Raw genomic sequence first — 20,836 nt, 5'->3', positions numbered from 1 at the left:
CATCTCATTCCTCCCCTGCAAGGGGAGGAGAGGGTTTAGATCACCTCCGCCTCGCGGCTAGCCCGACTCCCGAAAAAGGCGTTCAGCCCCACCGCGCTGATCGAGGCCAGCACGATACCCGAATGAAGCAGCGGCGCGAGTGCGCTCGGCATCGCCTGGAAGAATCGTTCGGACAGGACCGGGATCAGCCCGACTGCGATCGACACCGCGATGGTGACCAGCCGCTCGAAGGTCAGTTCCACCGACCCCAGGATGCGGATGCCCGTCGCCGCGATCATCCCGAACATGACCAGCGCCGCGCCGCCCAGCACCGGCAGCGGCACCGCCGCGACCAAAGCCGCCAGCTTCGGGCAGACGCCCAGCGCCAGCAGGATCACCCCCGCCCCCGCACATACGAAGCGCGACCGCACGCCGGTGATGCTCAGCAGCCCGATATTCTGCGCAAAGGAGGTATAGGGAAAGGTGTTGAACACCCCGCCCAGCAGCGTCCCGACCGCATCGCCGCGCAAGCCCCGCACCATCTGCCCCCGCTCGACCGGGCGGCCGACCATCTGCCCCGCCGCCATGAACATGCCGAAGGATTCGATCATCACCGTCATCATGACGAGGCACATCGCGATCGACGCGGGCGCGTCGAAACTCGGCGCGCCGTACTGGAAGGGTTTCACCAGCGCGAACCACGACGCCTCGCGCACCGGCTCCAAGTCGACCTGCCCCATGGCCCCGGCGATGACGGTCCCCACGATCGTGCCCGCCAGCACCGCGCCGCTGCGCAACAGGCCGTGCCCGAACCGCATCAGGCACAGCACGACGACCAGCGTCAGCAGCGCCAGCCCCAGATGCGCCGGCGCGCCATAGCCGGGATCGGTCGGCTGTCCGCCCGCGCTCCAGTTGATGCCGACCCGCATCAGGCTGAGCCCGATCGACAGGATCACCGTACCTGTCACGGCAGGCGGGAACAGCCGCGAGAGCCGCCCGACGAACGGCGCGACCAGGAAACCGAACAGCCCCGCGACGATGACCGCGCCGTAAATGCCGCGCAGCACCATGGCGGGCGGCGTACCTTCGGCATGGCCCGCCGCGATCATCGCCAGCATCGGGCTGATCGAAGCGAAGGTCACGCCCATGACGATGGGCAGGCGGATGCCGACCAGCGGCAGGCCCAATGTCTGGATCAGCGTGGCGAAGCCGCAGGCGACCAGATCGGCGCTGATCAGCATCCCCAGTTGCGCGGGCGGCAAATCCAGCGCCCGCCCGACGACCAGCGGCACCGCCACCGCCCCGGCATACATGACCAGCACATGCTGAAACGCCAGCGGCACCAGCCGACGGGCGGGCGGCACCGCATCGACACTGTCGTCGATCGGCGCAACCGCCGTCTCGGCCGTTTCGCGGCCCATCATGGACGATCCCGCCAGGGGCAATTCATGCGTCGCCGAAGGCATGGGGCCGGTCTCCGTCTGTCCGCTGGGGTAACGATGCCATGGTATCGACAGGGAGCGTCCCGCCACCAGCGCCGAATCTGGAACGAAGCGATCGCAAAAAGGCATCGCTCACCACTCTATCGCCCGCCCGTGCTATTGCGCATGATAGGGCCATAGTACCCCTCGGACGGAACCTGCCATGACCGACGACGACTTCATCACCGCCCTGCCCAAGGCCGAGCTGCACCTGCATATCGAAGGCAGCCTGGAGCCGGAGCTGATGTTCGCGCTGGCGCGGCGGAACCGGGTCGCCATCCCGTTCGGCTCGGTGGAGGAGGTGCGCGCGGCCTATGCCTTTTCCAACCTCCAGGACTTTCTCGACATCTATTATGCGGGCGCGGACGTGCTGCGGCAGGCGGAGGATTTCCACGATCTGGCGGTCGCCTATTTCGACCGGGCGGCGGCGGACGGCGTGGTCCATGCCGAAATCTTCTTCGATCCCCAGACCCATACGGATCGCGGCATCCCCTTCGACACGGTGATGGAGGGGTTGCTGTCCGGCATGGCGGCGGCGCGCGAGCGCCACGGGCTGACGTCGAAGCTGATCCTATGCTTCCTGCGCCATCTGGACGAGGAGGCCGCCTTCGCCACCTTCGCGCGGGCCGAGAAATGGCTGGACCGGATCGACGGCGTTGGCCTCGATTCCTCCGAGGTCGGCCATCCCCCGTCGAAATTCGCCCGCGTCTTCGCCGCCGCCGGGGACGCCGGACTGAAGCGCGTGGCCCATGCCGGGGAGGAAGGGCCACCCGCCTATGTGCACGAGGCGCTCGACCTGTTGCGGATCGACCGGCTCGACCATGGCAACCGCGCATTGGAAGACCCGCTGCTGACCGCCCGGCTGGCGCGCGAGGCGATGACGCTGACCGTCTGCCCGCTGTCCAATCACAAGCTGTGCGTGGTGAAGGACATGGGCGACCATCCCATCGACCGCATGCTGCGCCTCGGCCTGCGGGCGACGATCAATTCGGACGATCCCGCCTATTTCGGGGGCTATGTCGGCGACAATTACCGCGCCGTCGCCCGGAGCCGGGGGCTGTCGCGCGCGGATATGGTGACGCTGGCGCGTAACAGCTTCCTGGGATCGTTCCTGGACGATGGTGCCATCGCCGCGCATCTCGACCGGCTGGATGCCTTCGCGCAACAGGCGGAATGACGCCATGGTTGCCCTTGGCGCATCGGGGCAGCAAAAGGGGCGTCAGATTCCGGCGGGAATGGCGTGGCCGCCCGCTCCCTCAACGATGATGGAAGTGTCGTGACCACCAAAGTCTATCTGTCCGCCGACCGCCTGCTGGAGGATTCCTTCCGCCTGGCCAATCTGGTCTTCGACAGCGGTTTCCGCCCGACCCATATCGTCGGCATCTGGCGCGGCGGCGCGCCGGTGGGCATCGCGGTGCAGGAATTGCTGGAATATCGCGGCGTCGAAAGCGACCATATCGCGATCCGCACAGCCTCCTATACCGGCATCGACCAGCAGGATCCGCAGGTCCGCATCTATGGCCTGGGCCATCTGGTCGACGTGCTGAACCCCGAGGATCGCCTGCTGCTGATCGACGATGTGTTCGATTCGGGCCGCTCGATCCGCGCGCTGCTGAAGGAACTGAAGGACCGGTGCCGGCGCAATATCCCGGACGAGGTGAAGGTCGCGACCGTCTATTACAAGCCATCGCGCAACGTGACCGACCTGAAGCCGGACTATTTCGTCCACCAGACCAATGACTGGCTGATCTTCCCGCACGAGATCAACGGGTTGAGCGAGGACGAGATCCGCGCGCACAAGCATGGCGCGGACATCATCCTGCGCTGAGGGGCTTCAGCGCGCCATCGCCTTCACATTGCGCGATATATCGGCTTGGCTCAGGGCCTCGGGATGCGGGGTGATCGGCGATCGGCGGATCGCCACGATCACGTCGCCATCGCCCTGATCGAAACGGCGCTGCATGACCCGGTAAGCCCCGCCGGTCACCGTGCGCAGCAGCACCGCACTGTGCGGATAGGCGTCGCGGTATCGGTCGCGCACGACCACCGCCCCCGCCACGCCGATCCGGTCGAGGATCGCCGCCGCCTCTCCCGGCGTCCGCGCGATCAGGTGATAGCCGCGCCCCATGAAATCGCTGCCCGACAGCCATTGCGACGACCGCACGGACCACAGGCTGCGACGACCGCGATCCTGATAGGCGGCCTCGGCGATGATCGCGCCCTCGCCGCCGGCGCGGCCATCGACCATCCAGATGCCCGGTGCCGCCCGCATCGTCGCGACGATGGCGGGCGCGCCCATGTCGCGCTTCGGCACCAGATGGATCAGCGCCGTCACCGGTGAAATCAACACGATCAGTCCCAGGACCACGGCAACGGGCCTCGCCATCCCCCCGCGCCGCCAGACCAGCAGGATCGCCGTCGCGATCAGCGTGACGGCCCAGGGAAGAGCGGGCAGGACATAGCGCGGATCGAGCGCCACGGGCACGATCGATTGAAAGGCCAGCGTCGCCACGACGACCGCCAGCGCCAGCCGGACGACCGGCCTCGCCTCCTCGGCCCGCCACCCCAGCACTGCCACCGCCACCATCAACACGATGCCCACCCATCCCAGATCCTCGACCAGCGCCGCGACATTGGTGGACAGCGCCAGCCATGCATAGGCAAGGCCCGGCGCATAGTTGAATCCGCCCGCCGAAATGCGGAACGACACCGCATACCAGGGCGCGACGACCAACAGGGTCGCCACCGCCACCACCCATAGCCGCCGGTCGCGCAGGATCGCCCAACGCCGCGCGAGCAGGATTTCCACGGCAGGGACCAGCGCGATCAGCGCACCATTGCCCTTCACCAATGGCGCGAAGGCCGCCAGCGCACCGAACAGCGCGAACCGCCGCCAGCAGGGCGCCTCCGCCGCGCGCAACCACGCGATCGCGCCCAGCCCGACCACCAGGGCCACCGGCTGGTCGAGCAGGAAGGACCGCGCGCTGTCGACCGCCAGCGGCGATGCCAGCATGGCGAACGCCGCCGCCAGTCCGATCCGGGGGGCGCCCATCCGGCACATGGCCCACAGCACCAGCAGCGCGGGCCATCCCGCCACGACCGCGCTGACGATCGCCGCCGCGAAGGGCGAAGGCCATGCCAGCGCGAAGAGCGGCGCCCACAGCGCATACCAGCCCGGCGGCCAATGCCCGATCGAAAGCTTGGGATAATGCGCATAGAAATCGCGCGCGAAGGCCATCGGGCCGGGCAATCCGGCGCGCAGCCAGTCAGCGAGGAACAGCGTGTTGACATAATGGGCCGATTCGTCGGGCCCCAGAAAGCTGCCTGTGATCCCGCCCGTCATCCAGGCCAGCGCCAGTGACGCCAGCCCCAGCAGCATCGCCGCACCGACCGCCCCGGCATATCGCATCGCACGCTTCCCATCCCCCGTCACAAGGCGAGCGATAAAGCGATCCGGACCGGCGATATAGGGAAATCTGGATGCCCCGTGAGGATTCGAACCTCAATTAACGGAGTCAGAGTCCGTGGTCTTACCTTTAGACGACGGGGCATCGAACAGGGGTGGGCCTCTAGGCGGGCGAATCACCCTTGTCAACCGGATTTCCGCCGCTTGCCCCCCTCGCCGTCTTGTCGCGCGCGCGGCGACTCGCTACCTTGGCCGTCAAGCACCGGCGGACGCTCAAGTCCGTGACGGATAGAACAGAATAAAGTGAGATACGGCGATGGGGGATGTTCCCACCCGAAGGCCGTACCGGCAGGCCAAGCCCCCTGCCCGTCCGGCACCGCCCCGGCCCCAGCGTGGCCGATGGTCCGATGCGCAGGCCTATGCCGCGCTCGACCTGGGCACCAACAATTGCCGCCTGCTGATCGCGCGGCCGCAGGGCGGCGGTTTCGCGGTGGTCGATGCCTTTTCGCGAATCGTGCGGCTGGGCGAAGGGCTCGCCACGACCGGACGGCTGTCGGATGCCGCGATCGACCGCACCATCGCCGCGCTTCGCGTGTGCGCCGACAAGCTGCGGCGCCGCAACGTCACCCTGTCGCGTGCGGTGGCGACCGAAGCGTGCCGCCGCGCCGTCAACGGCCCCGCCTTCATCGCGCGGGCGCTAGCGGAAACGGGCATCCACCTGGACATCATCTCCGCCGAGGAGGAGGCGCGGCTGGCCGTGCTCGGCTGTCATGCGCTGATCGAGCCGGGGGAGGACCCCGCGCTCGTCTTCGATATCGGCGGCGGGTCGACCGAGCTGGTGCTGGTCGACACGCATGGGCCGGTGCCCCGCATCCTCGACTGGCATTCCGCGCCCTGGGGCGTCGTCTCGCTGACCGAAAGTGCTGGCGGTGGCGAGGGTGAGGCGGGGCGGCTGGCCGCCTATGCGCGGATGCGCGAGATCGTGGCGGACAGCTTCGCCGACTTCACCCGACGCCTGCCGCGCGACCTGAAGCGCCCCCGGCTGCTCGGCACCAGCGGGACGGTGACGACGCTGGGCAGCGTCCATCTGGGGCTCAGCCAATATGACCGCGCCGCCGTCGACGGACTGATCGTGCCGACCGCCGCGATGCGCGCGATCAGCGCCGACCTGTCGCGCAAGAGCCTGGCGGCGCGCGGCAAGGTGGCGTGCATCGGGCCGGAGCGCGCCGATCTGGTGGTCGCGGGCTGCGCGATCCTGGAGACGATATTGGACCTTTGGCCCGCCGAGCGGCTAGGGATCGCCGACCGTGGGATTCGCGAAGGGATCCTGCGCCGTTTGATGGGAATCACCAGACCGTGAGCAGAGGAAATTCGGGGCTGCACCAGCGGGTGCGCACCGCCCGGAACCGCACCGCCCAATCGACCCGCTGGCTCGAACGCCAGCTCAACGACCCTTATGTCCGCCGCGCCAAGGCGGAGGGGTATCGCAGCCGTGCGGCGTACAAGCTGATCGAGCTGGACGAACGGTTCGGCTTCCTGCGCGGCAAGAAGCGGATCATCGACCTGGGGATAGCGCCGGGCGGCTGGAGCCAAGTGGTGCGGCGCAAGCTGCCCAACGCCAGCGTGGTGGGCATCGACCTGTTGCCGGTCGACCCGATCGACGGCGTCACCATCTTCGAGATGGACTTCATGGACGATGCCGCGCCGGACCGGCTGATGGAGGCGCTGGGCGGCGCGCCCGACCTGGTCATGTCGGACATGGCGGCGAACACCGTCGGCCATCCGCAGACCGACGCGCTGCGCACCATGGGGCTGGTCGAAACCGCCTTCGCCTTCGCCTGCGACGTGCTGTCGCCCGGCGGGGTGTTCGTGTCGAAGGTCTTCGCGGGCGGGGCCGATTCGCAACTGGTCGCCGAGATGAAGCGCCACTTCGCCACGGTGAAGCACGCCAAGCCGCCGTCGAGCCGCAAGGGCTCGGTGGAATGGTTCGTCGTCGCGCAGGGGTTCAAGGGGCGGAAGGCGGCTCCGCTCGGAGACGATTCGGAGGACTGAGCGTTTCAGGCTTTATGGAGTTCGCGCGGAGACGCGGAGGAGGTTCGCTTCGGTCGGAAGACGGGCTGCTCCCCACGAGCGTTGGTGCAGGACGAGCTATGCCGGCAAACCAACAGCTCCGCGTCTCCGCGCCTCCGCGCGAACCAAATCCCCACCTCCGTTCAGCCTGAGCGCAGTCGAAGGCCACGGGGTGACCTTCGCGGCAAAGGTCGGGGCGTGCATTTCGACTTGGGCGCAAAGCGCCAAAGTTTATCCTGAGCGGCTGGCTTGCCAGCCAGCCGAAGGGCTCAGTGCGAACGGAGGTTGGGGCGGTGGTATGTGACTCCGGGGAACACTCACACCAACCCGTTCACCGCCTCCATGAAGCGCATCAGGCTGATCGGCTTGGAGACATAGGCATCCGCCCCCGCCGCGCGGATGCGGTCCTCGTCATCGCGCCCCGCATAGGCCGTGACCGCCATCACCGGGATGCGGCGAAGCGCCTCGTCCGCCTTCAGTTCCAGGATCAGGTCATAGCCGGTGACGTGCGGCATCTGGATATCCATGATGATCAGGTCCGGCTCGACCTCGCGGGCGCGGGCGACCGCCTCCCGCCCGTCGCGCACCGGCTCCGCCACGAAGCCATGCGCGCGCAGAAGGTCGCAGAAGAGTTTCAGATTGAGTTCGTTGTCCTCGACAACGAGCACCTTTCTTGCCACGCCCGCTCCACCATTGACCAGGGACGACGATAGGCAATGCCCGGACCGGATACAATCGAGCCTGAACGGATGGAGGCCGCGATGGCGACGGCGTTGCAGGCGCTGGTGTGGACGCTGCAAAGCCCCTCGCGCGCCGAGCGTCTGCTGGCGCTGACCGGCCTGTCGGTCGAGGAATTGCGCGGCGGCGCGGGCGAGCCCGGCGTGCTCGCGGCGATCCTGTCGTTTCTGGAAGCGCATGAAGCCGATCTGGTCGATTGCGCCGAGGCGCTGGGCACCCGCCCCGAATCGCTGGTCGCCGCCCGCCGCATGTTGGAGAAGGCATGAAACCCCTGTTGATCTGCGATTGCGACGAAGTGCTGGTCCATATGGTGCGGCATTTCCGCAGCTGGCTGGACGAGGCGCATGACATCGACTTCGCGCTCGACCGCCACGACTTTTTCGGGGCGATGACCCGGCGGGACGGCGGCTCCGCGCTGAGCCAGACCGAGGCTTGGGACCTGCTGCACGGCTTCTTCCCTGGCCAGATGGAGCGCCAGACCCTGGTCCCCCACGCCGCCGAGGCGCTGGCGACCCTGGCCGAAACCGCCGATATCGTCATCCTGACCAACCTGATCGAGGAATGCCGCCAGCCGCGAATCGAGCAACTCGCGCGCTTCGGCATCGCCCACCGCGTCCAGTGCAACAGCGGCGGCAAGGGCGAGCCGGTGGCCAGGCTGGTCGCCGAACATGGCCATCCCGTCACCGTCTTTGTCGACGACCTGCCGCAGCATCATGCCTCGGTCGCGGAACATGCGCCGCAGGTCCACCGGCTGCACATGGTGTCGGAGCCCGAAATGGCCCCGCACGTGCCCCCCGCCCCCGACGCCCATGCGCGGATCGACGACTGGCGGCGGGCGGAGGACTGGATCGCGACGCGTTTCGCCGAGGGGCGGCCGGCCGCCTGACCGCCATGGCTTGACCTGAACGGGGCGGGCGCGCCATGTCTCGCGCCATGACCACCCATATCGATCGCGCGCTCGAGCAGCTCGGCCTCACGCTGCCGGAGGCCGCCGCCCCCGTCGCCGCCTATGTCCCCGTCGTCGAGGCGGGCGGGCTTCTCCACATTTCGGGCCAGCTGCCCTTCATCGACGGCCAGCTCGTCACCGGACGGCTGGGCGACGGCGTCTCGCTGGAAGACGGGCAGAAGGCGGCGCAGGCATGCGGCCTGATGCTGGTCGCGCAGATCCGGAAATATCTGGGCGGCGACCTGTCGCGGGTAAAGCGGATCGTGAAGCTGGGCGTGTTCGTCAATTCGGCGGGCGACTTTACCGACCAACCCAAGGTCGCCAATGGCGCGTCGGAACTGATGGTGGCGCTGTTCGGGGATTCGGGACGTCATGCCCGCTCGGCGGTCGGCGTGCCGGTGCTGCCGCTGGGTGCGGCGGTCGAGGTGGATGCGATTGTAGAGCTGGCCTGATTTTTTGGGCGGGTCGCCCGCGGCCTTCCCTCCCCCATCCCCTCCCGCCTGCGGGAGGGGCGTGTTGCTTGGCTGATGTGAGGATCGCTCGCTGGAGCAGTTTCCGACCAGATTGAACCAGCGTCATCGCCCTGCGGGCGACCGCTTCGCGGCGGGGTGCTTTCGATCCGGGGCGGCGTTGCTTGTCGGTCACGATGCTTCAGCATCGCTCCCTCCGCGCGCCTAGCCCCGAACCAAAATCACCGCCGTGCCGTTGATCCAACCTGATCGGAAACTGCTCTAGCCTCTAGCCGCTCCCCTCCCGCAGGCGGGAGGGGATGGGGGAGGGCCCGCTTCCACAAGCCAACGCCCCCCCTTGCCCCACCCCATCCCAAACCGCATATCCCCAGCGATGACCACCGCCATCGCGCGTATCCTGTCCGGCGTCGCCGCCTTGTCCCCCGACCAGTGGGACGCCTGCGCGGGCACCGCCAACCCCTTCGTCTCCCACGCCTTCCTGACCGCGCTGGAAGAATCGCACAGCGTCGGCGGCCGCTCGGGCTGGACGCCCGCGCCGATCGTCATCGACGGCCCCGACGGCCAGCCCGCCGCGATCGCCCCCGCCTATCTGAAGGCGCATAGCCAGGGGGAATATGTCTTCGACCATGGCTGGGCCGATGCCTGGGAGCGCGCCGGGGGGCGCTATTATCCCAAGCTCCAGATCGCCTCACCCTTCTCGCCGGTACCGGGGCCCCGCCTTCTGCTCCGCGATCCCGCCCTCGCCCCCGCGCTGATCGCCGCGATCGAGGCGGTGACCGACCAAAACGAGCTATCCTCCGCGCACGTCACCTTCGTCGCGCCCGAACAGCTCCCGCATTTCGAGGCGGCGGGCTGGCTGATGCGCGAAGGCGTGCAGTTCCACTGGCGCAATGACGGATATGGCAGCTTCGACGATTTCCTGAACGCGCTCGCCAGCCGCAAGCGCAAGGCGATCCGCAAGGAACGCGCCGCCGCCGTCGAGGGTCTGACCATCCGCCACCTGACCGGCAGCGACATCCGCCCGGAGCATTGGGACGCCTTCTGGGTCTTCTATCAGGACACGGGCAGCCGCAAATGGGGCCAGCCCTATCTGACCCGCGCCGCGTTCGACCGGATCGGCGAGCGGCTGGGCGACAAGGTGCTGCTGATCCTGGCGGAGCGCGACGGGGCGCCGATCGCGGGGGCGCTCAACCTGATCGGCCAGGACACGCTCTATGGCCGCTATTGGGGCGCCACCGAGGAGGTGCCCTTCCTCCATTTCGAGCTATGCTATTATCAGGCGATCGACGCCGCCATCGCGCGCGGACTCTCGACGGTCGAGGCGGGGGCGCAGGGCGAGCATAAGCTGGCGCGGGGTTATGTCCCGGTGCCGACCTGGTCGGCGCATTACATCCCCCACCCCGCCTTCCGCCGCGCCGTCGCCGAATTCGTGCAGCGCGAGCGGCAGGCCATCGAGGCCGAGAGCGAGTATCTGGGCGAACTCACCCCCTTCCGCCGGGGGTGAGGTAGCGACTATTCGAAAACGTGCCGAGGCACGTTTTGCGGCACTGGCCCGCTCGAAACTCGCTTACAGCGAGTTTGGACAACGACTCTTAATCGTCGTCCTTGCCGGGCGGCGTGCTGCGCCGGGCGGGTGGGGCACGATGCTCGTCCTCGGGCGAGGGACGGCTCAGCAGCTCATAGGCCGCCGGGTCGATGATCGGACGGCGGTCGTCGATCCGATAGAGCACGTCGCGCCCCGACCGCCAGATCGGCGTCATCCCGCGCGTCAGGCTTTCGTCGTAACGCGGCGGGTGGACGAGCCAGACATAGTCGAACGCATCGCGCGGCAGCAGCTTCAGCGCGGTCTCGACCGGCCGCCACCACTGGCCCCGGCAGCGCCGCTGGGTCACGATCTCGGACGGATCATGCGCGAAGCGCTTGGCGGGGGCATAGCGCACGGTCAACAACTGCCCGCCCGCCATCGACCATTGATCGTTGGCATAGGCCAGCTTGCGCTCCAGCGCGAGGCCCGCGACATGCTCCAGCCGGCTCGACGGCCAGACATCGGCGCAATATTGGCGGCCCACGAAGGTCAGCAGCCGCGCGCGCGGCGGAACATGGTCCAGCGCGGCCAGTACCCGGTCATAATCGTTGCTGTACATCACATAGCTGACCGTGGTCGCGCCGATCCGCACCACGAAGAACAGCAGGCCTACGACCGCCAAGGTCGAGGCACCGCGCAGCGACAGCCCGCGCCGGGGCCGGAGCGCGATCAGCGCGATCGCCAGGACATAGGGGGCCAGGCGCATATCGGCATAGGCCGATCCGAACACGATGCGCGGCAACAGCAGATAGACGATGAAGAGAAACGCCGCCGACAGGACCAGATTGCGCGAATATTCGACCCGCTCGTCGCGCACGCCCTTCAGCAGGACGAGGAACAGCACCGTGACCGAGGCGAGGTCGAACAGCATCCAGCGGTCGCGCAGGACCATCGTGACCCAGTTGATCTTCCACCGCCAGTTGAACCAGTCGGTGGTCTGGCCGGTGACGTCCGCGCCCGAGCGCCACACCACCATCAGCACCATCGGCAGCGCCAGCGGGATACAGCCGATCCCGGCATGGAAGGCCGACACGACCCAGCCCTTCACCCCATGCGCGCCCTTGGCCCGGCGGATATCGTGCTGGCGGATCAGTTCGGCCGAGAAGGCGAGTACGCCCAGCACGCCCCAGCCGAAGGTGTGCGCGACCCACAATATGCAGGACAAGGGCACGAACAGGATCGCGCGCAACCGCACCGTGCCCAGCCGCCCCATGCGCAGCCAGAGCGCGAACAGGTTCAGCGCCAGCGCCATCGCCAGCGCGAAATTCACGAAGCCGAACTGGAAGGGATAGCTATAGGCCAGCGGCAGCGCGAACAGCGCGGTGGCGGGAATCCGCCCCTGCACCTCGCGTGCGATCCAGAGCAGGCCGGTGACGGTCAGCACCGGGATCGCCATGACGATCAGCTTGACCGCCAGCTCCAGCCCGAAGATCGGCGCCAGCGGCTCGATCAGCAGGTCGATGCCCAGATTGCCGATCATCTGCCATTCGAAATGATACCAGTCGGCCAGCCAGGGCTGGTTGCCATATTCCAGCTGGACCCGGTAACGCCCCATATGGCCCGGCAGGTCGACCAGCGGCGGCACCGTCGGCCAGATCAGCGGCAGCGCGGCGAGCAGCGCCATCGCCGCCACGAACCACCGCGTCTGCCACCAGTTGAGCTTTCCCCCATTCATGGCGCCAGTGCCTAGCGGACCGAAGGGGCGTCCGACAAGCATCGGTGGTGCCGAACGCGATAGACGGCGGAGTCGCGGTCCGACCATGTCCGGATCAGGTCGGGCGACCGCGCCCGCCCCGCCGGAAAGCCGATCGTCCACACCGCATCGAACGAACAGCGATCGAAATCCCGAATCGCCGTATCGATATCGACCCATCCCCCCTGGCTGCCGGGCGGGAAGGCCAGGCTGGAGGGGTCCCGGTCATAGGGGGCGGCATCGGCGACGCGGGGGCGGATCAGATGCTGGCCGGGCACGGACCATTGGGTGTTGGTGAACATGCGCCGCCGCGCGATCGCGAGACCGGCGATATGCCACCGCCGGGGGCTGCCCCAACCGGCTTCGCCCTGCGCATCGACCAGCACCAGCACTCGGCCACCCGGCGGCAAGGCGTCCAGGGCCTGCCAGTCCCGCTCCTGCGCATTCGCGATCTGGGCGAAGGCGATCGTCGTGCCGATCAACCGGGCGACGAAAAAGCCGGTCGCCAGCGCCGCGATCCGGCCATGGTTCCCTGGCGGGGCGATGCGGACCGACAGGATCGCCAGCACGACCGCCGGGGCCAGCATCCGCATGTCGAGATAGGCACCGCCCCGGAAAACATAGGGGAGCGCCAGGAATATCGCGAAACCGATGGCCGCCGGAACGGCCAATAGCGGCAGCATCGACAGGCGGCGCGACCGGATCACCGCATAGCCGAACAGCATCACGACGATCAGCGCGGCGGCGTCCCAGACGAACCACTGCTCCTTGAACAGGGTCAGGACCCAACGGATCTTGTAGATCACATACCAGCCGCCGCTATCACCGGCCACCCGGTCCCCGCCCGCCCGCAGCATCCAGAGCGCGGGCAGAGCCATCGGCGCGACCGTCAGTCCGGCACGGGGAACGGCCGACCGCCACGATCGCCCCGTTTCGGCCAGCCGCGCCGCCTCCATCGCGAAGGCATAGGTCAGCAGCAACGCCCAGCCGAGCGCGTGGCACAGCCAGATCACCGGTGCGATCAACGCGAACAGGACGATCCGCCAGCCGATCCCCCGCGTCCGGGCCAGATACAGCCACAACGCCAGCGCCAGCAGCACCAGCGCCTGCGCCAGACAGAAATTGACGAACCCCATCTGGAAGGACGGGCCATAGGCCAGCGGAAAGGCCAGCATCGCGGTGGCGGGTATCCGCCCATGCGCCGCCCGCGCCAAGGCGATCATCCCCGCGACCGTCAGCGGCGGGATGACCAGCAGGATCAGCTTGGTCGCCGGTTCGATGTCGAGGCCGAAGACACGGTGCAGCGCCAGCACGATCACCTCGACACCCAGATTGCCGACCGCCGCCCAGTGCACGTCATAATAGCGCCCCAGCGGCCCGCGCCCCGCCTCGGCCAGAATGCGGTAGCTGCCGATATGGTCGCCGATATCGTCCAGCGGTGCAACGCCGGGCCAGAGCAGGGGCACCGCCGACAGGATCACGCATGCCAACAAAAAGAGGCGGGACTGCCACCACAGCCCCGCCTCTTCGTATCTCTTCCCGTCCTGCCGGTTGGCGGCGATCATATCGACCTTTCCCCTGTCAGGACGGGCTATGCGGATCAGATCCGGTCGCGACGGCCCAGCAGACGCAGGCGCAGCGCGTTGAGCTTGATGAAGCCCGCCGCGTCGCGCTGGTCATAGGCGCCCTGATCGTCCTCGAAGGTGACGACCTTTTCCGAATAGAGCGAATAGGGCGACTTGCGGCCGGTGACGGTCGCGTGGCCCTTGTACAGCTTCAGGCGGACGGTGCCGGTCACCTTCTCCTGGCTGTAGTTGACGGCGGCCTGCAGCATCTCGCGCTCCGGGCTGAACCAGAAGCCGTTATAGACCAGTTCGGCATAACGCGGGGCCAGTTCGTCCTTGAGATGCGCGGCGCCCCGGTCGAGCGTGATCTGCTCGATACCGCGATGCGCCAGCGCATAGATGGTGCCGCCCGGCGTCTCGTACATGCCGCGGCTCTTCATGCCGACGAAGCGGTTCTCGACCAGGTCGAGGCGGCCGATGCCGTGCTTGCGGCCCAGTTCGTTCAGCTTGGTCAGCAACGTCGCGGGCGAGCAGGCCTCACCGTTCAGCGCGACGCCGTCGCCCCGCTCGAAATCGATGGTGATGGTTTCGGGCTGGTCGGGCGCGTCTTCCGGGTTGACGGTGCGCGAATAGACATAATCGGGGACCTCGTCCCACGGGTCCTCCAGCACCTTGCCCTCGGACGAGGTGTGGAGCAGGTTCGCGTCGGTCGAGAAGGGCGCTTCGCCGCGCTTGTCCTTCGACACCGGGATCTGGTGCGCTTCGGCGAACTCGATCAGCCTGGTGCGGCTGGTCAGGTCCCACTCGCGCCATGGCGCGATGACCTTGATATCGGGGTTCAGCGCATAATAGCCCAGCTCGAAACGGACCTGGTCGTTGCCCTTGCCGGTCGCGCCGTGGCTGACCGCGTCGGCATTCACCATCTTGGCGATCTCGATCTGGCGCTTGGCGATCAACGGCCGCGCGATCGAGGTGCCGAGCAGGTACAGCCCCTCGTACAGCGCATTGGCGCGCATCATCGGGAAGACGTAATCCTTGACGAACTCCTCGCGCAGGTCGTCGATGAAGATGTGCTCGGGCTTCACGCCCGCCATCTCCGCCTTCTTGCGCGCGGGCTCCAGTTCTTCGCCCTGGCCCAGATCGGCGGTGAAGGTCACGACCTCGCAGCCATAATGCTGCTGCAGCCACTTCAGGATGACGCTGGTGTCGAGGCCGCCCGAATAGGCGAGGACGACGCGCTTGATATCTTCGCTCACGGCAAAGTCCTTCGGAGAGGGGATGGATTTGCCTCGCGCCCTATGCGCTGTCGCGGCCCCACGCAACCTTCGCTTGGGTTCGTTCATTGCGGCGACAGCCAAAGGCCGTCAGGAGCGGCCATGATGCCCCGTATTGGAGTCCCGTGCATGACCCGTTTCCTCTTCGCCGGTCTGATCGCCGCGTCGCTCGCCGTACCCGCCCTGGCGCAGGACACCCGCGCGTCGGCCGCCGCGAAATTCTCGCGCGAGTTCAAGGCGCGCGACACCAACCGCGACGGCGTGCTGACCAAGGCCGAGGTCAAGGCCGCGATCATGAAGATGGGCAATGGCAAGAAGCAGATCGACGCGGTCCATGCCCAGCGGCTGACCGACCTGTGGTTCGACAAGGCCGACGCCAACAAGGACGGCAAGGTGACCGAGGCGGAGGCGCAGGCGCTGCTGTCGCGCACCTTCGACGAATATGAAGCGGCCAAGGCGGCGCAAGGTGGCGCGCGCCCCGCCGGTCCGGTGGCCGGGCCCAAGGGACGGTAAGCGCCCATTTCCCATTCCCCAACGTCCGTTCAGCCTGAGCGAAGTCGAAGGCCACGCTAAGCCCTGTCCGCGAGCGTTATCCCGTGCACTTCGACTTCGCTCAGTGCGAACGGAGGTTGGTCATGAAGGGGAGCGGGCCGCAGACGGAGCGCCTGCTACCCCACAAAAAAAAGGCCCGGTGCGTTGCCGCACCGGGCTTAGGTCGTCCGCAGGAGGAACGTCGTGGGGAGCGGGGGTCTGTCGCCCCCGCTCCCGATCAGTTGTAGGCGCGCTCGCCGTGCTCGCCGAGGTCGAGGCCTTCCTGCTCGACTTCGGGGGCGACACGCAGGCCGGTGATCGCCTTGGCGACATACATGGCGACGACGGTGCCGATGGAGGCCCAGACGATCGTCGTGGCGACCGCCCCGAGCTGGACCAGCAGCTTGGAACCCATGGCGTAATCCGCCGCACCCGGGCCGCCCAGCGACGGGGCATAGACCACCGCCGTGCCGATCGCGCCGATCATGCCGCCGATGCCATGGACACCGAAGGCGTCGAGCGCATCGTCATAGCCGAGCTTGGGCTTGAGAACCGAGACGGCATAGAAGCAGACCACGCTGGCGATGGCGCCCAGCACGATCGCGCCGAACGGACCCGAATTGCCCGCCGCCGGGGTGACCGCGACCAGACCGGCGACGATGCCCGAACAGAAGCCCAGCGCCGAACCCTTATGCCCCGCCAGACGCTCGGCGAGCATCCAGAACAGGCCGCCCGAGGCCGTCGCGACGAAGGTGTTGATCATCGCCAGACCCGCCGAGCCATTGGCCTCCAGTGCCGAGCCCGCGTTGAACCCGAACCAGCCGACCCACAACAGGCCGGTGCCGACACCGGTCAGCGTCAGCGAGTGCGGCGGCATCGGCGTGGTCGGATAGCCCATGCGCTTGCCGAGGATCAGCGAAGCGACCAGCGCCGAGACGCCGGCGTTGATGTGCACCACCGTGCCGCCCGCGAAGTCGAGCGCCCCCGCCTTGAAGAACAGGCCCGAGGACGCCCACACCATGTGCGCGATCGGGAAATAAACGATGGTCAGCCACACGGCGACGAAGGCCATGACCGCCGAGAACTTCATCCGCTCGACGACCGAGCCCAGCACCAGCGCGGCGGTGATCGCGGCGAAGGTCATCTGGAAGCAGATGAAGACATATTCGGGGATTTCGACGCCCGCGGTGAAGGTCGCCGCCTGGCTGGCGGGCGTGACGCCCTTGAGGAACGCCTTGCCCAGCCCGGAGATGAAGTTGGACGCGCCCCCCGACACGTCCGGCCCGAAGGCCAGGCTATAGCCGTACATCACCCAGATCAGCATCGCGAGACAGGCCGCCGCGCCGATCTGCGTCATGGTGGACAACATGTTCTTCGCACGGGTCAGGCCGCCATAGAACAGCGCCAGGCCCGGCAGGATCATCATCATGACCAGCACGGTCGAGGTGAGCATCCAGGCGGTGTCGCCCTTGTTCACCGTCGCGGCGGGTGCGGCGGCGGCGGGTGCCTGCAACGCGGCGTCCTGCGCCCAGGCGGGCAGGGCGGCGAACAGCGTCAGGCCGAGGCCCGTCGCACCGGTCGCCAATTTGGTGACGTGCTTCATCGAAATCCCCCCTTGCTCAGAGTGCCGATTCGTCGGTTTCGCCGGTGCGGATGCGCACGGCCTGGCCGACATCGAGCATGAAGATCTTGCCGTCACCGATCGCGCCGGTGTTGGCGGCGGCCTGGATCGATTCGACGACGCGGTCGGCGATCTCCGACACGCAGACGACCTCGATCTTGATCTTGGGCACCATGTTGGTGCTGTATTCGGCCCCGCGATAGATTTCGGTCTGGCCCTTCTGCCGCCCGAAACCCTTCACCTCGGTCACCGTCATGCCCGCCACGCCGAGCGTGGTCAGCGCTTCGCGCACCTCGTCGAGCTTGAACGGCTTGATGATAGCGATGATCAGCTTCACCTGCGCCCCCTTTGCGTTACCCGCCGACCCGCCTCGCAAAGGATGTGCCAGTTTACGATTTCGTGACTTTCCCGCGCGGAGGCGATGGAAGACGGATCGGATCGCCTCTTTTTGCGCATCAAAAAAACAGCAAGTGGCCATCTCTGCCTAAATTTCAGGCACGGTTTCGGAGCAAAGCCGCGTCCCGCCGGTTTGCCTTTCAGGTAGATGAAGGGAGCCCATCATGGCCGACACATCCGGCGAGCCGCTGGCAGGAACGGTGGCCGACGCGCTGGCCGAACGGGAAGAGGCGGGCGTCGCGCCGATCCTGTGGCTGGGCATCGCGGCGGGATTGCAGATCGGGTTCGGCGGGATCGCCTATCTGATCGCGAGCGCCGGCATGCCCTCGGATGCGGGGGCGACGCATCTTCTGGCGGGCCTCGCCTTTTCCGCCGGGCTGATGCTGGTGATGGTGACGGGCGCGCATCTGTTCACCGGCCATGCGATGCTGTCGCTTCCCCTTGCACAGCACCGCGTGACGGGCATGGGTCTGGCCAAGGCGCTGGGGCTGGTGTGGTGCGCCAATCTGGTCGGCAGCCTGATCGTCGTCGCGCTGTTCGTCGCGGCGGGCGGGCCGGAGGCGGTGGACGGCGCACTTGCCGCCGTCGCACGCGAAACCGCCATGGCGAAGGTCGCCAAGTCGAGCGGCATGCTGATCGCCTCGGGCATCCTAGCGAATATGCTGGTGTGCCTGGCGGTCTGGATGGCGAGCGGGGCGGAGACGGTCGCGGGCAAGATCATCGCGGTGATCGCGCCCGTTACCCTGTTCGTCGCCGCCGGGTTCGAACATTCGATCGCGAACATGACGTTGCTGCCGCTGGGCCATGCGCTCGATCCGGTCGGCGTACCGATCGCGGGCATCGCGCATAATCTGGCGCTGTCGACGCTGGGCAACCTGATCGGCGGTGGCGCGATCGCGCTGTTGCTGGGGGCGGGGCATGGGGCGTTGAACAAGCGAGCCTGATGCAAAACCCGCCAGGACCATCCCGGCGAAGACCGGGATCCAGTTGGCGAGCCGTTAGTCAGTCCCTCCCATCACGACGCAACTGGACCCCGGCCTTCGCCGGGGTGGCGCGAGGGAGGATGGGAAGTTGCACTTTTGCGCCAATCCCCTGCAAGGAACAAATGGCGTATTACGCCGCCAGCGCGGTGCCGCCGACGGTCAGCCCTTCGACCAGCAAGGTCGGCTGGCCGACCCCGGCGGGGACGCTCTGCCCGCCCTTGCCGCACACCCCCACGCCTTCGTCCAACGCGAAGTCGTTGCCGATACCCGTCACCTTGGTCAACACGCTCGGGCCGTCACCGATCAGCGTCGCACCCTTGATCGGTGCGCCCAAGCGGCCGTTCTCGATCCGGTACGCCTCGGTGCAGGAGAAGACGAACTTGCCCGAAACGATATCGACCTGCCCGCCGCCGAAGGACTTGGCGAAGATGCCGTTCCTGACCCGCGACAGCAGTTCGGCGGGATCGTCCTGCCCGCCCTTCATGAAGGTGTTGGTCATACGCGGCATCGGGGCATGGGCGAAGCTCTCGCGCCGCCCATTGCCGGTCGGCGCGACGCCCATCAGCCGTGCGTTGAGCCGGTCCTGCATATAGCCCTTGAGGATGCCATCCTCGATCAGCACGACTTCGCGCGTCGGCGTGCCCTCGTCATCGATCGACAGCGAACCGCGCCGGTCGGCCAGGCTCCCGTCATCGACCACGGTGACGCCGGGGGCCGCGACCCGCTTGCCGATGCGCCCCGAGAAGGCCGAGGTGCCCTTGCGGTTGAAGTCGCCTTCCAGCCCGTGGCCGATCGCCTCGTGCAGCAGCACGCCCGGCCAGCCCGGCCCGAGCAACACGGTCATCTCGCCCGCAGGCGCGGCGACCGAATCGAGATTGACCAGGGCCTGGTTCAGCGCGACGTCGATGCCGCGCTCCCAGGTCTCGCGCGCGACCAGCCGGTCGTAGAGATAGCGCCCGCCGATGCCGAAGCTGCCCGTCTCGCGCCGCCCATTCTGCTCGACCACGACCGAGATGTTGAGCCGCACCAACGGCCGCACGTCCGTTGCGACGAAGCCGTCGGCGCGGACGATCTCGACCACGCTCCAGCTTCCGGACAGGCCGACCGACACCTGCACCACGCGCGGGTCGCGCGCGCGGGCGGCGGCGTCGATCGTCTGGCAGAGCGACACCTTCTCGGCGAAGGGGATCAGGTCGAGCGGGTCGGTCGCGGTATAAAGGTGGCGGTTGGTCCCCTGTGGAGGAGGTGCGGCGGCCCCCTTGGCCGGATCGATCAGCGCCATGGTCTGCGCGGCGCGCTGGATCGCCGCCTCGGACAGTTCGTTGGCATGGGCGAAGGCGGTCATCTCGCCCGACACCGCGCGCAGGCCGAAGCCCGAATGGGTGTCGTAGCTGGCCGTCTTCAGCCGCCCGTCGTCGAAGCCGAACGCTTCGGAGCGCTTATATTGCAGATAGAGTTCGCCATCGTCCGCGCGCGACAGGGCATTGGCGGTGAGGCGCAATGCCGCGTCGGGGTCCAGCGTGTCGCGGTAGAGGAACGAGCGGGGATCGGTGGCGGTCATTTTGAAGATATAGGATGCCGGACCGAGGTTTGAAATCGCCGAGCGGCATTTCCTTCTTCTCCCCTCCCGCAGGCGGGAGGGGTCGGGGGAGGGCATGGGGTCTCACCGAGACTGTCGCCTGCTGCAAAACCCTCCCCATCCCAGTTTCAGGTAAACGATGCCCCGCATCGTTTAGGTCATGCCGGGGGCATGACCGACCTGAAACTCGTCTACGGGAGGGGCGTGAGTCTCTATTCGCGTGGGGGGCTTAGCGCCCGGCGCCGTCGCCGTGATCCGGGAGAGTCGCCTGGTCCACCCCATCCGCCGGGCCACCGATCAGCACGAAGCGGCGATCGCAATAGCCGCAATCGACATAGCCGGTCTCGTCGATCTGGAGCCACACGCGCGGATGGCCGAGCGCGGCTCCGCCGGGGATGTCGGTGGCGCCGTCGCAGGCGACGCGGGTCTGGGTGACGCGGGTGGTTTCGGGCGGCGGCAACATAGTCCCGCGCGATAGCAAGGCGCGGGGCCCCGTGCAATTGCCGAAAACCGGCTTGG

Annotated in this window: 20 protein-coding genes and 1 tRNA gene; 10 read left to right on the top strand and 11 right to left on the bottom strand. The window is 67.6% G+C overall.

Annotation, left to right across the window (positions count from 1 at the left end; genetic code table 11):
- Positions 1-35: 35 nt before the first annotated feature.
- Positions 36-1,445: a nucleobase:cation symporter-2 family protein gene (locus SM191_RS07415; RefSeq protein ID WP_341505619.1), complete on the bottom strand. Its 1,410-nt coding sequence runs from the start codon at positions 1,443-1,445 to the stop codon at positions 36-38.
- Positions 1,446-1,623: 178 nt separating this feature from the next.
- On the opposite strand from SM191_RS07415, the gene SM191_RS07410 reads away from it, so the two are divergent.
- Positions 1,624-2,637 (top strand): adenosine deaminase, encoded by a 1,014-nt coding sequence (locus tag SM191_RS07410; protein ID WP_341505618.1) that lies wholly within the window; start codon positions 1,624-1,626, stop codon positions 2,635-2,637.
- Between the two features lie 99 nt (positions 2,638-2,736).
- Positions 2,737-3,288, top strand: coding sequence for a phosphoribosyltransferase (locus SM191_RS07405; protein ID WP_267434955.1), 552 nt, complete (start codon positions 2,737-2,739; stop codon positions 3,286-3,288).
- Between the two features lie 6 nt (positions 3,289-3,294).
- Here the strand turns inward: SM191_RS07405 and SM191_RS07400 are convergent, their stop codons facing one another.
- On the bottom strand, positions 3,295-4,869 hold the full coding sequence (locus SM191_RS07400; protein WP_341505617.1) for a glycosyltransferase family 39 protein: 1,575 nt from the start codon (positions 4,867-4,869) through the stop codon (positions 3,295-3,297).
- A gap of 68 nt (positions 4,870-4,937) precedes the next feature.
- Positions 4,938-5,011 (bottom strand) — tRNA-Gln (locus tag SM191_RS07395).
- Positions 5,012-5,182: 171 nt separating this feature from the next.
- Between SM191_RS07395 and SM191_RS07390 the strand changes: the two genes are divergently transcribed.
- Both SM191_RS07390 and SM191_RS07385 read left to right on the top strand, forming a co-directional pair.
- On the top strand, positions 5,183-6,226 hold the full coding sequence (locus SM191_RS07390; RefSeq protein WP_341505616.1) for a Ppx/GppA phosphatase family protein: 1,044 nt from the start codon (positions 5,183-5,185) through the stop codon (positions 6,224-6,226).
- The gene (locus SM191_RS07385; RefSeq protein ID WP_341505615.1) at positions 6,223-6,918 is read left to right on the top strand and encodes an RlmE family RNA methyltransferase; all 696 of its coding nucleotides are present in this window, start codon (positions 6,223-6,225) and stop codon (positions 6,916-6,918) included. Before SM191_RS07390 ends, SM191_RS07385 begins: the two co-directional genes overlap by 4 nt.
- 335 nt (positions 6,919-7,253) lie before the next feature.
- Here the strand turns inward: SM191_RS07385 and SM191_RS07380 are convergent, their stop codons facing one another.
- On the bottom strand, positions 7,254-7,616 hold the full coding sequence (locus SM191_RS07380) for a response regulator (protein ID WP_306997344.1): 363 nt from the start codon (positions 7,614-7,616) through the stop codon (positions 7,254-7,256).
- 81 nt (positions 7,617-7,697) lie between these two features.
- On the opposite strand from SM191_RS07380, the gene SM191_RS07375 reads away from it, so the two are divergent.
- The 4 genes from SM191_RS07375 (at position 7,698) to SM191_RS07360 (ending at position 10,594) form a co-directional block, all read left to right on the top strand.
- Complete coding sequence (locus tag SM191_RS07375) at positions 7,698-7,940, top strand: DUF3572 family protein (RefSeq protein ID WP_306997342.1); 243 nt, start codon at positions 7,698-7,700, stop codon at positions 7,938-7,940.
- The gene (locus tag SM191_RS07370) at positions 7,937-8,560 is read left to right on the top strand and encodes an HAD family hydrolase (RefSeq protein ID WP_341505614.1); all 624 of its coding nucleotides are present in this window, start codon (positions 7,937-7,939) and stop codon (positions 8,558-8,560) included. The genes SM191_RS07375 and SM191_RS07370 overlap by 4 nt, the downstream gene beginning before the upstream one ends.
- 47 nt (positions 8,561-8,607) lie before the next feature.
- A complete protein-coding gene (locus tag SM191_RS07365) occupies positions 8,608-9,072 on the top strand; it encodes a RidA family protein (RefSeq protein WP_341505664.1) in 465 nt (154 codons plus the stop codon).
- Positions 9,073-9,463: 391 nt separating this feature from the next.
- A complete protein-coding gene (locus SM191_RS07360; RefSeq protein ID WP_341505613.1) occupies positions 9,464-10,594 on the top strand; it encodes a GNAT family N-acetyltransferase in 1,131 nt (376 codons plus the stop codon).
- Positions 10,595-10,682: 88 nt separating this feature from the next.
- Here the strand turns inward: SM191_RS07360 and SM191_RS07355 are convergent, their stop codons facing one another.
- The 3 genes from SM191_RS07355 to SM191_RS07345 are packed head-to-tail and all read right to left on the bottom strand — an operon-like array spanning position 10,683 to position 15,189.
- The gene (locus tag SM191_RS07355; protein ID WP_306997332.1) at positions 10,683-12,350 is read right to left on the bottom strand and encodes a hypothetical protein; all 1,668 of its coding nucleotides are present in this window, start codon (positions 12,348-12,350) and stop codon (positions 10,683-10,685) included.
- 11 nt (positions 12,351-12,361) lie between these two features.
- Positions 12,362-13,933 carry a hypothetical protein gene (locus tag SM191_RS07350; protein ID WP_341505612.1) on the bottom strand — a complete coding sequence of 524 codons (1,572 nt, stop codon included), beginning with the start codon at positions 13,931-13,933 and terminating at the stop codon, positions 12,362-12,364.
- Between the two features lie 35 nt (positions 13,934-13,968).
- A complete protein-coding gene (locus SM191_RS07345) occupies positions 13,969-15,189 on the bottom strand; it encodes an argininosuccinate synthase (protein WP_341505611.1) in 1,221 nt (406 codons plus the stop codon).
- Between the two features lie 147 nt (positions 15,190-15,336).
- Between SM191_RS07345 and SM191_RS07340 the strand changes: the two genes are divergently transcribed.
- The gene (locus tag SM191_RS07340; RefSeq protein WP_341505610.1) at positions 15,337-15,720 is read left to right on the top strand and encodes an EF-hand domain-containing protein; all 384 of its coding nucleotides are present in this window, start codon (positions 15,337-15,339) and stop codon (positions 15,718-15,720) included.
- Between the two features lie 256 nt (positions 15,721-15,976).
- On the opposite strand, the gene SM191_RS07335 is transcribed toward SM191_RS07340, so the two are convergent.
- Together SM191_RS07335 and SM191_RS07330 are read right to left on the bottom strand one after the other, a co-directional pair.
- The gene (locus SM191_RS07335) at positions 15,977-17,341 is read right to left on the bottom strand and encodes an ammonium transporter (RefSeq protein ID WP_341505609.1); all 1,365 of its coding nucleotides are present in this window, start codon (positions 17,339-17,341) and stop codon (positions 15,977-15,979) included.
- 16 nt (positions 17,342-17,357) lie between these two features.
- A complete protein-coding gene (locus tag SM191_RS07330) occupies positions 17,358-17,696 on the bottom strand; it encodes a P-II family nitrogen regulator (protein ID WP_341505608.1) in 339 nt (112 codons plus the stop codon).
- 223 nt (positions 17,697-17,919) lie between these two features.
- Here SM191_RS07330 and SM191_RS07325 point away from each other — a divergent pair, with 223 nt between their 5' ends.
- Positions 17,920-18,699, top strand: a complete 780-nt coding sequence (locus tag SM191_RS07325; protein ID WP_306997321.1) for a formate/nitrite transporter family protein — start codon at positions 17,920-17,922, stop codon at positions 18,697-18,699.
- A 169-nt stretch (positions 18,700-18,868) separates the two neighbouring features.
- On the opposite strand, the gene tldD is transcribed toward SM191_RS07325, so the two are convergent.
- Positions 18,869-20,299: a metalloprotease TldD gene (tldD, locus tag SM191_RS07320; RefSeq protein WP_341505607.1), complete on the bottom strand. Its 1,431-nt coding sequence runs from the start codon at positions 20,297-20,299 to the stop codon at positions 18,869-18,871.
- A 247-nt stretch (positions 20,300-20,546) separates the two neighbouring features.
- On the bottom strand, positions 20,547-20,780 hold the full coding sequence (locus SM191_RS07315; protein ID WP_306997317.1) for a zinc-finger domain-containing protein: 234 nt from the start codon (positions 20,778-20,780) through the stop codon (positions 20,547-20,549).
- Positions 20,781-20,836 lie beyond the last annotated feature (56 nt).

Source organism: Sphingomonas sp. 2378 (assembly GCF_038084995.1).
Classification (GTDB): Bacteria; Pseudomonadota; Alphaproteobacteria; order Sphingomonadales; family Sphingomonadaceae; genus Sphingomonas.
This window is presented reverse-complemented; position numbering and strand designations above follow the sequence as displayed.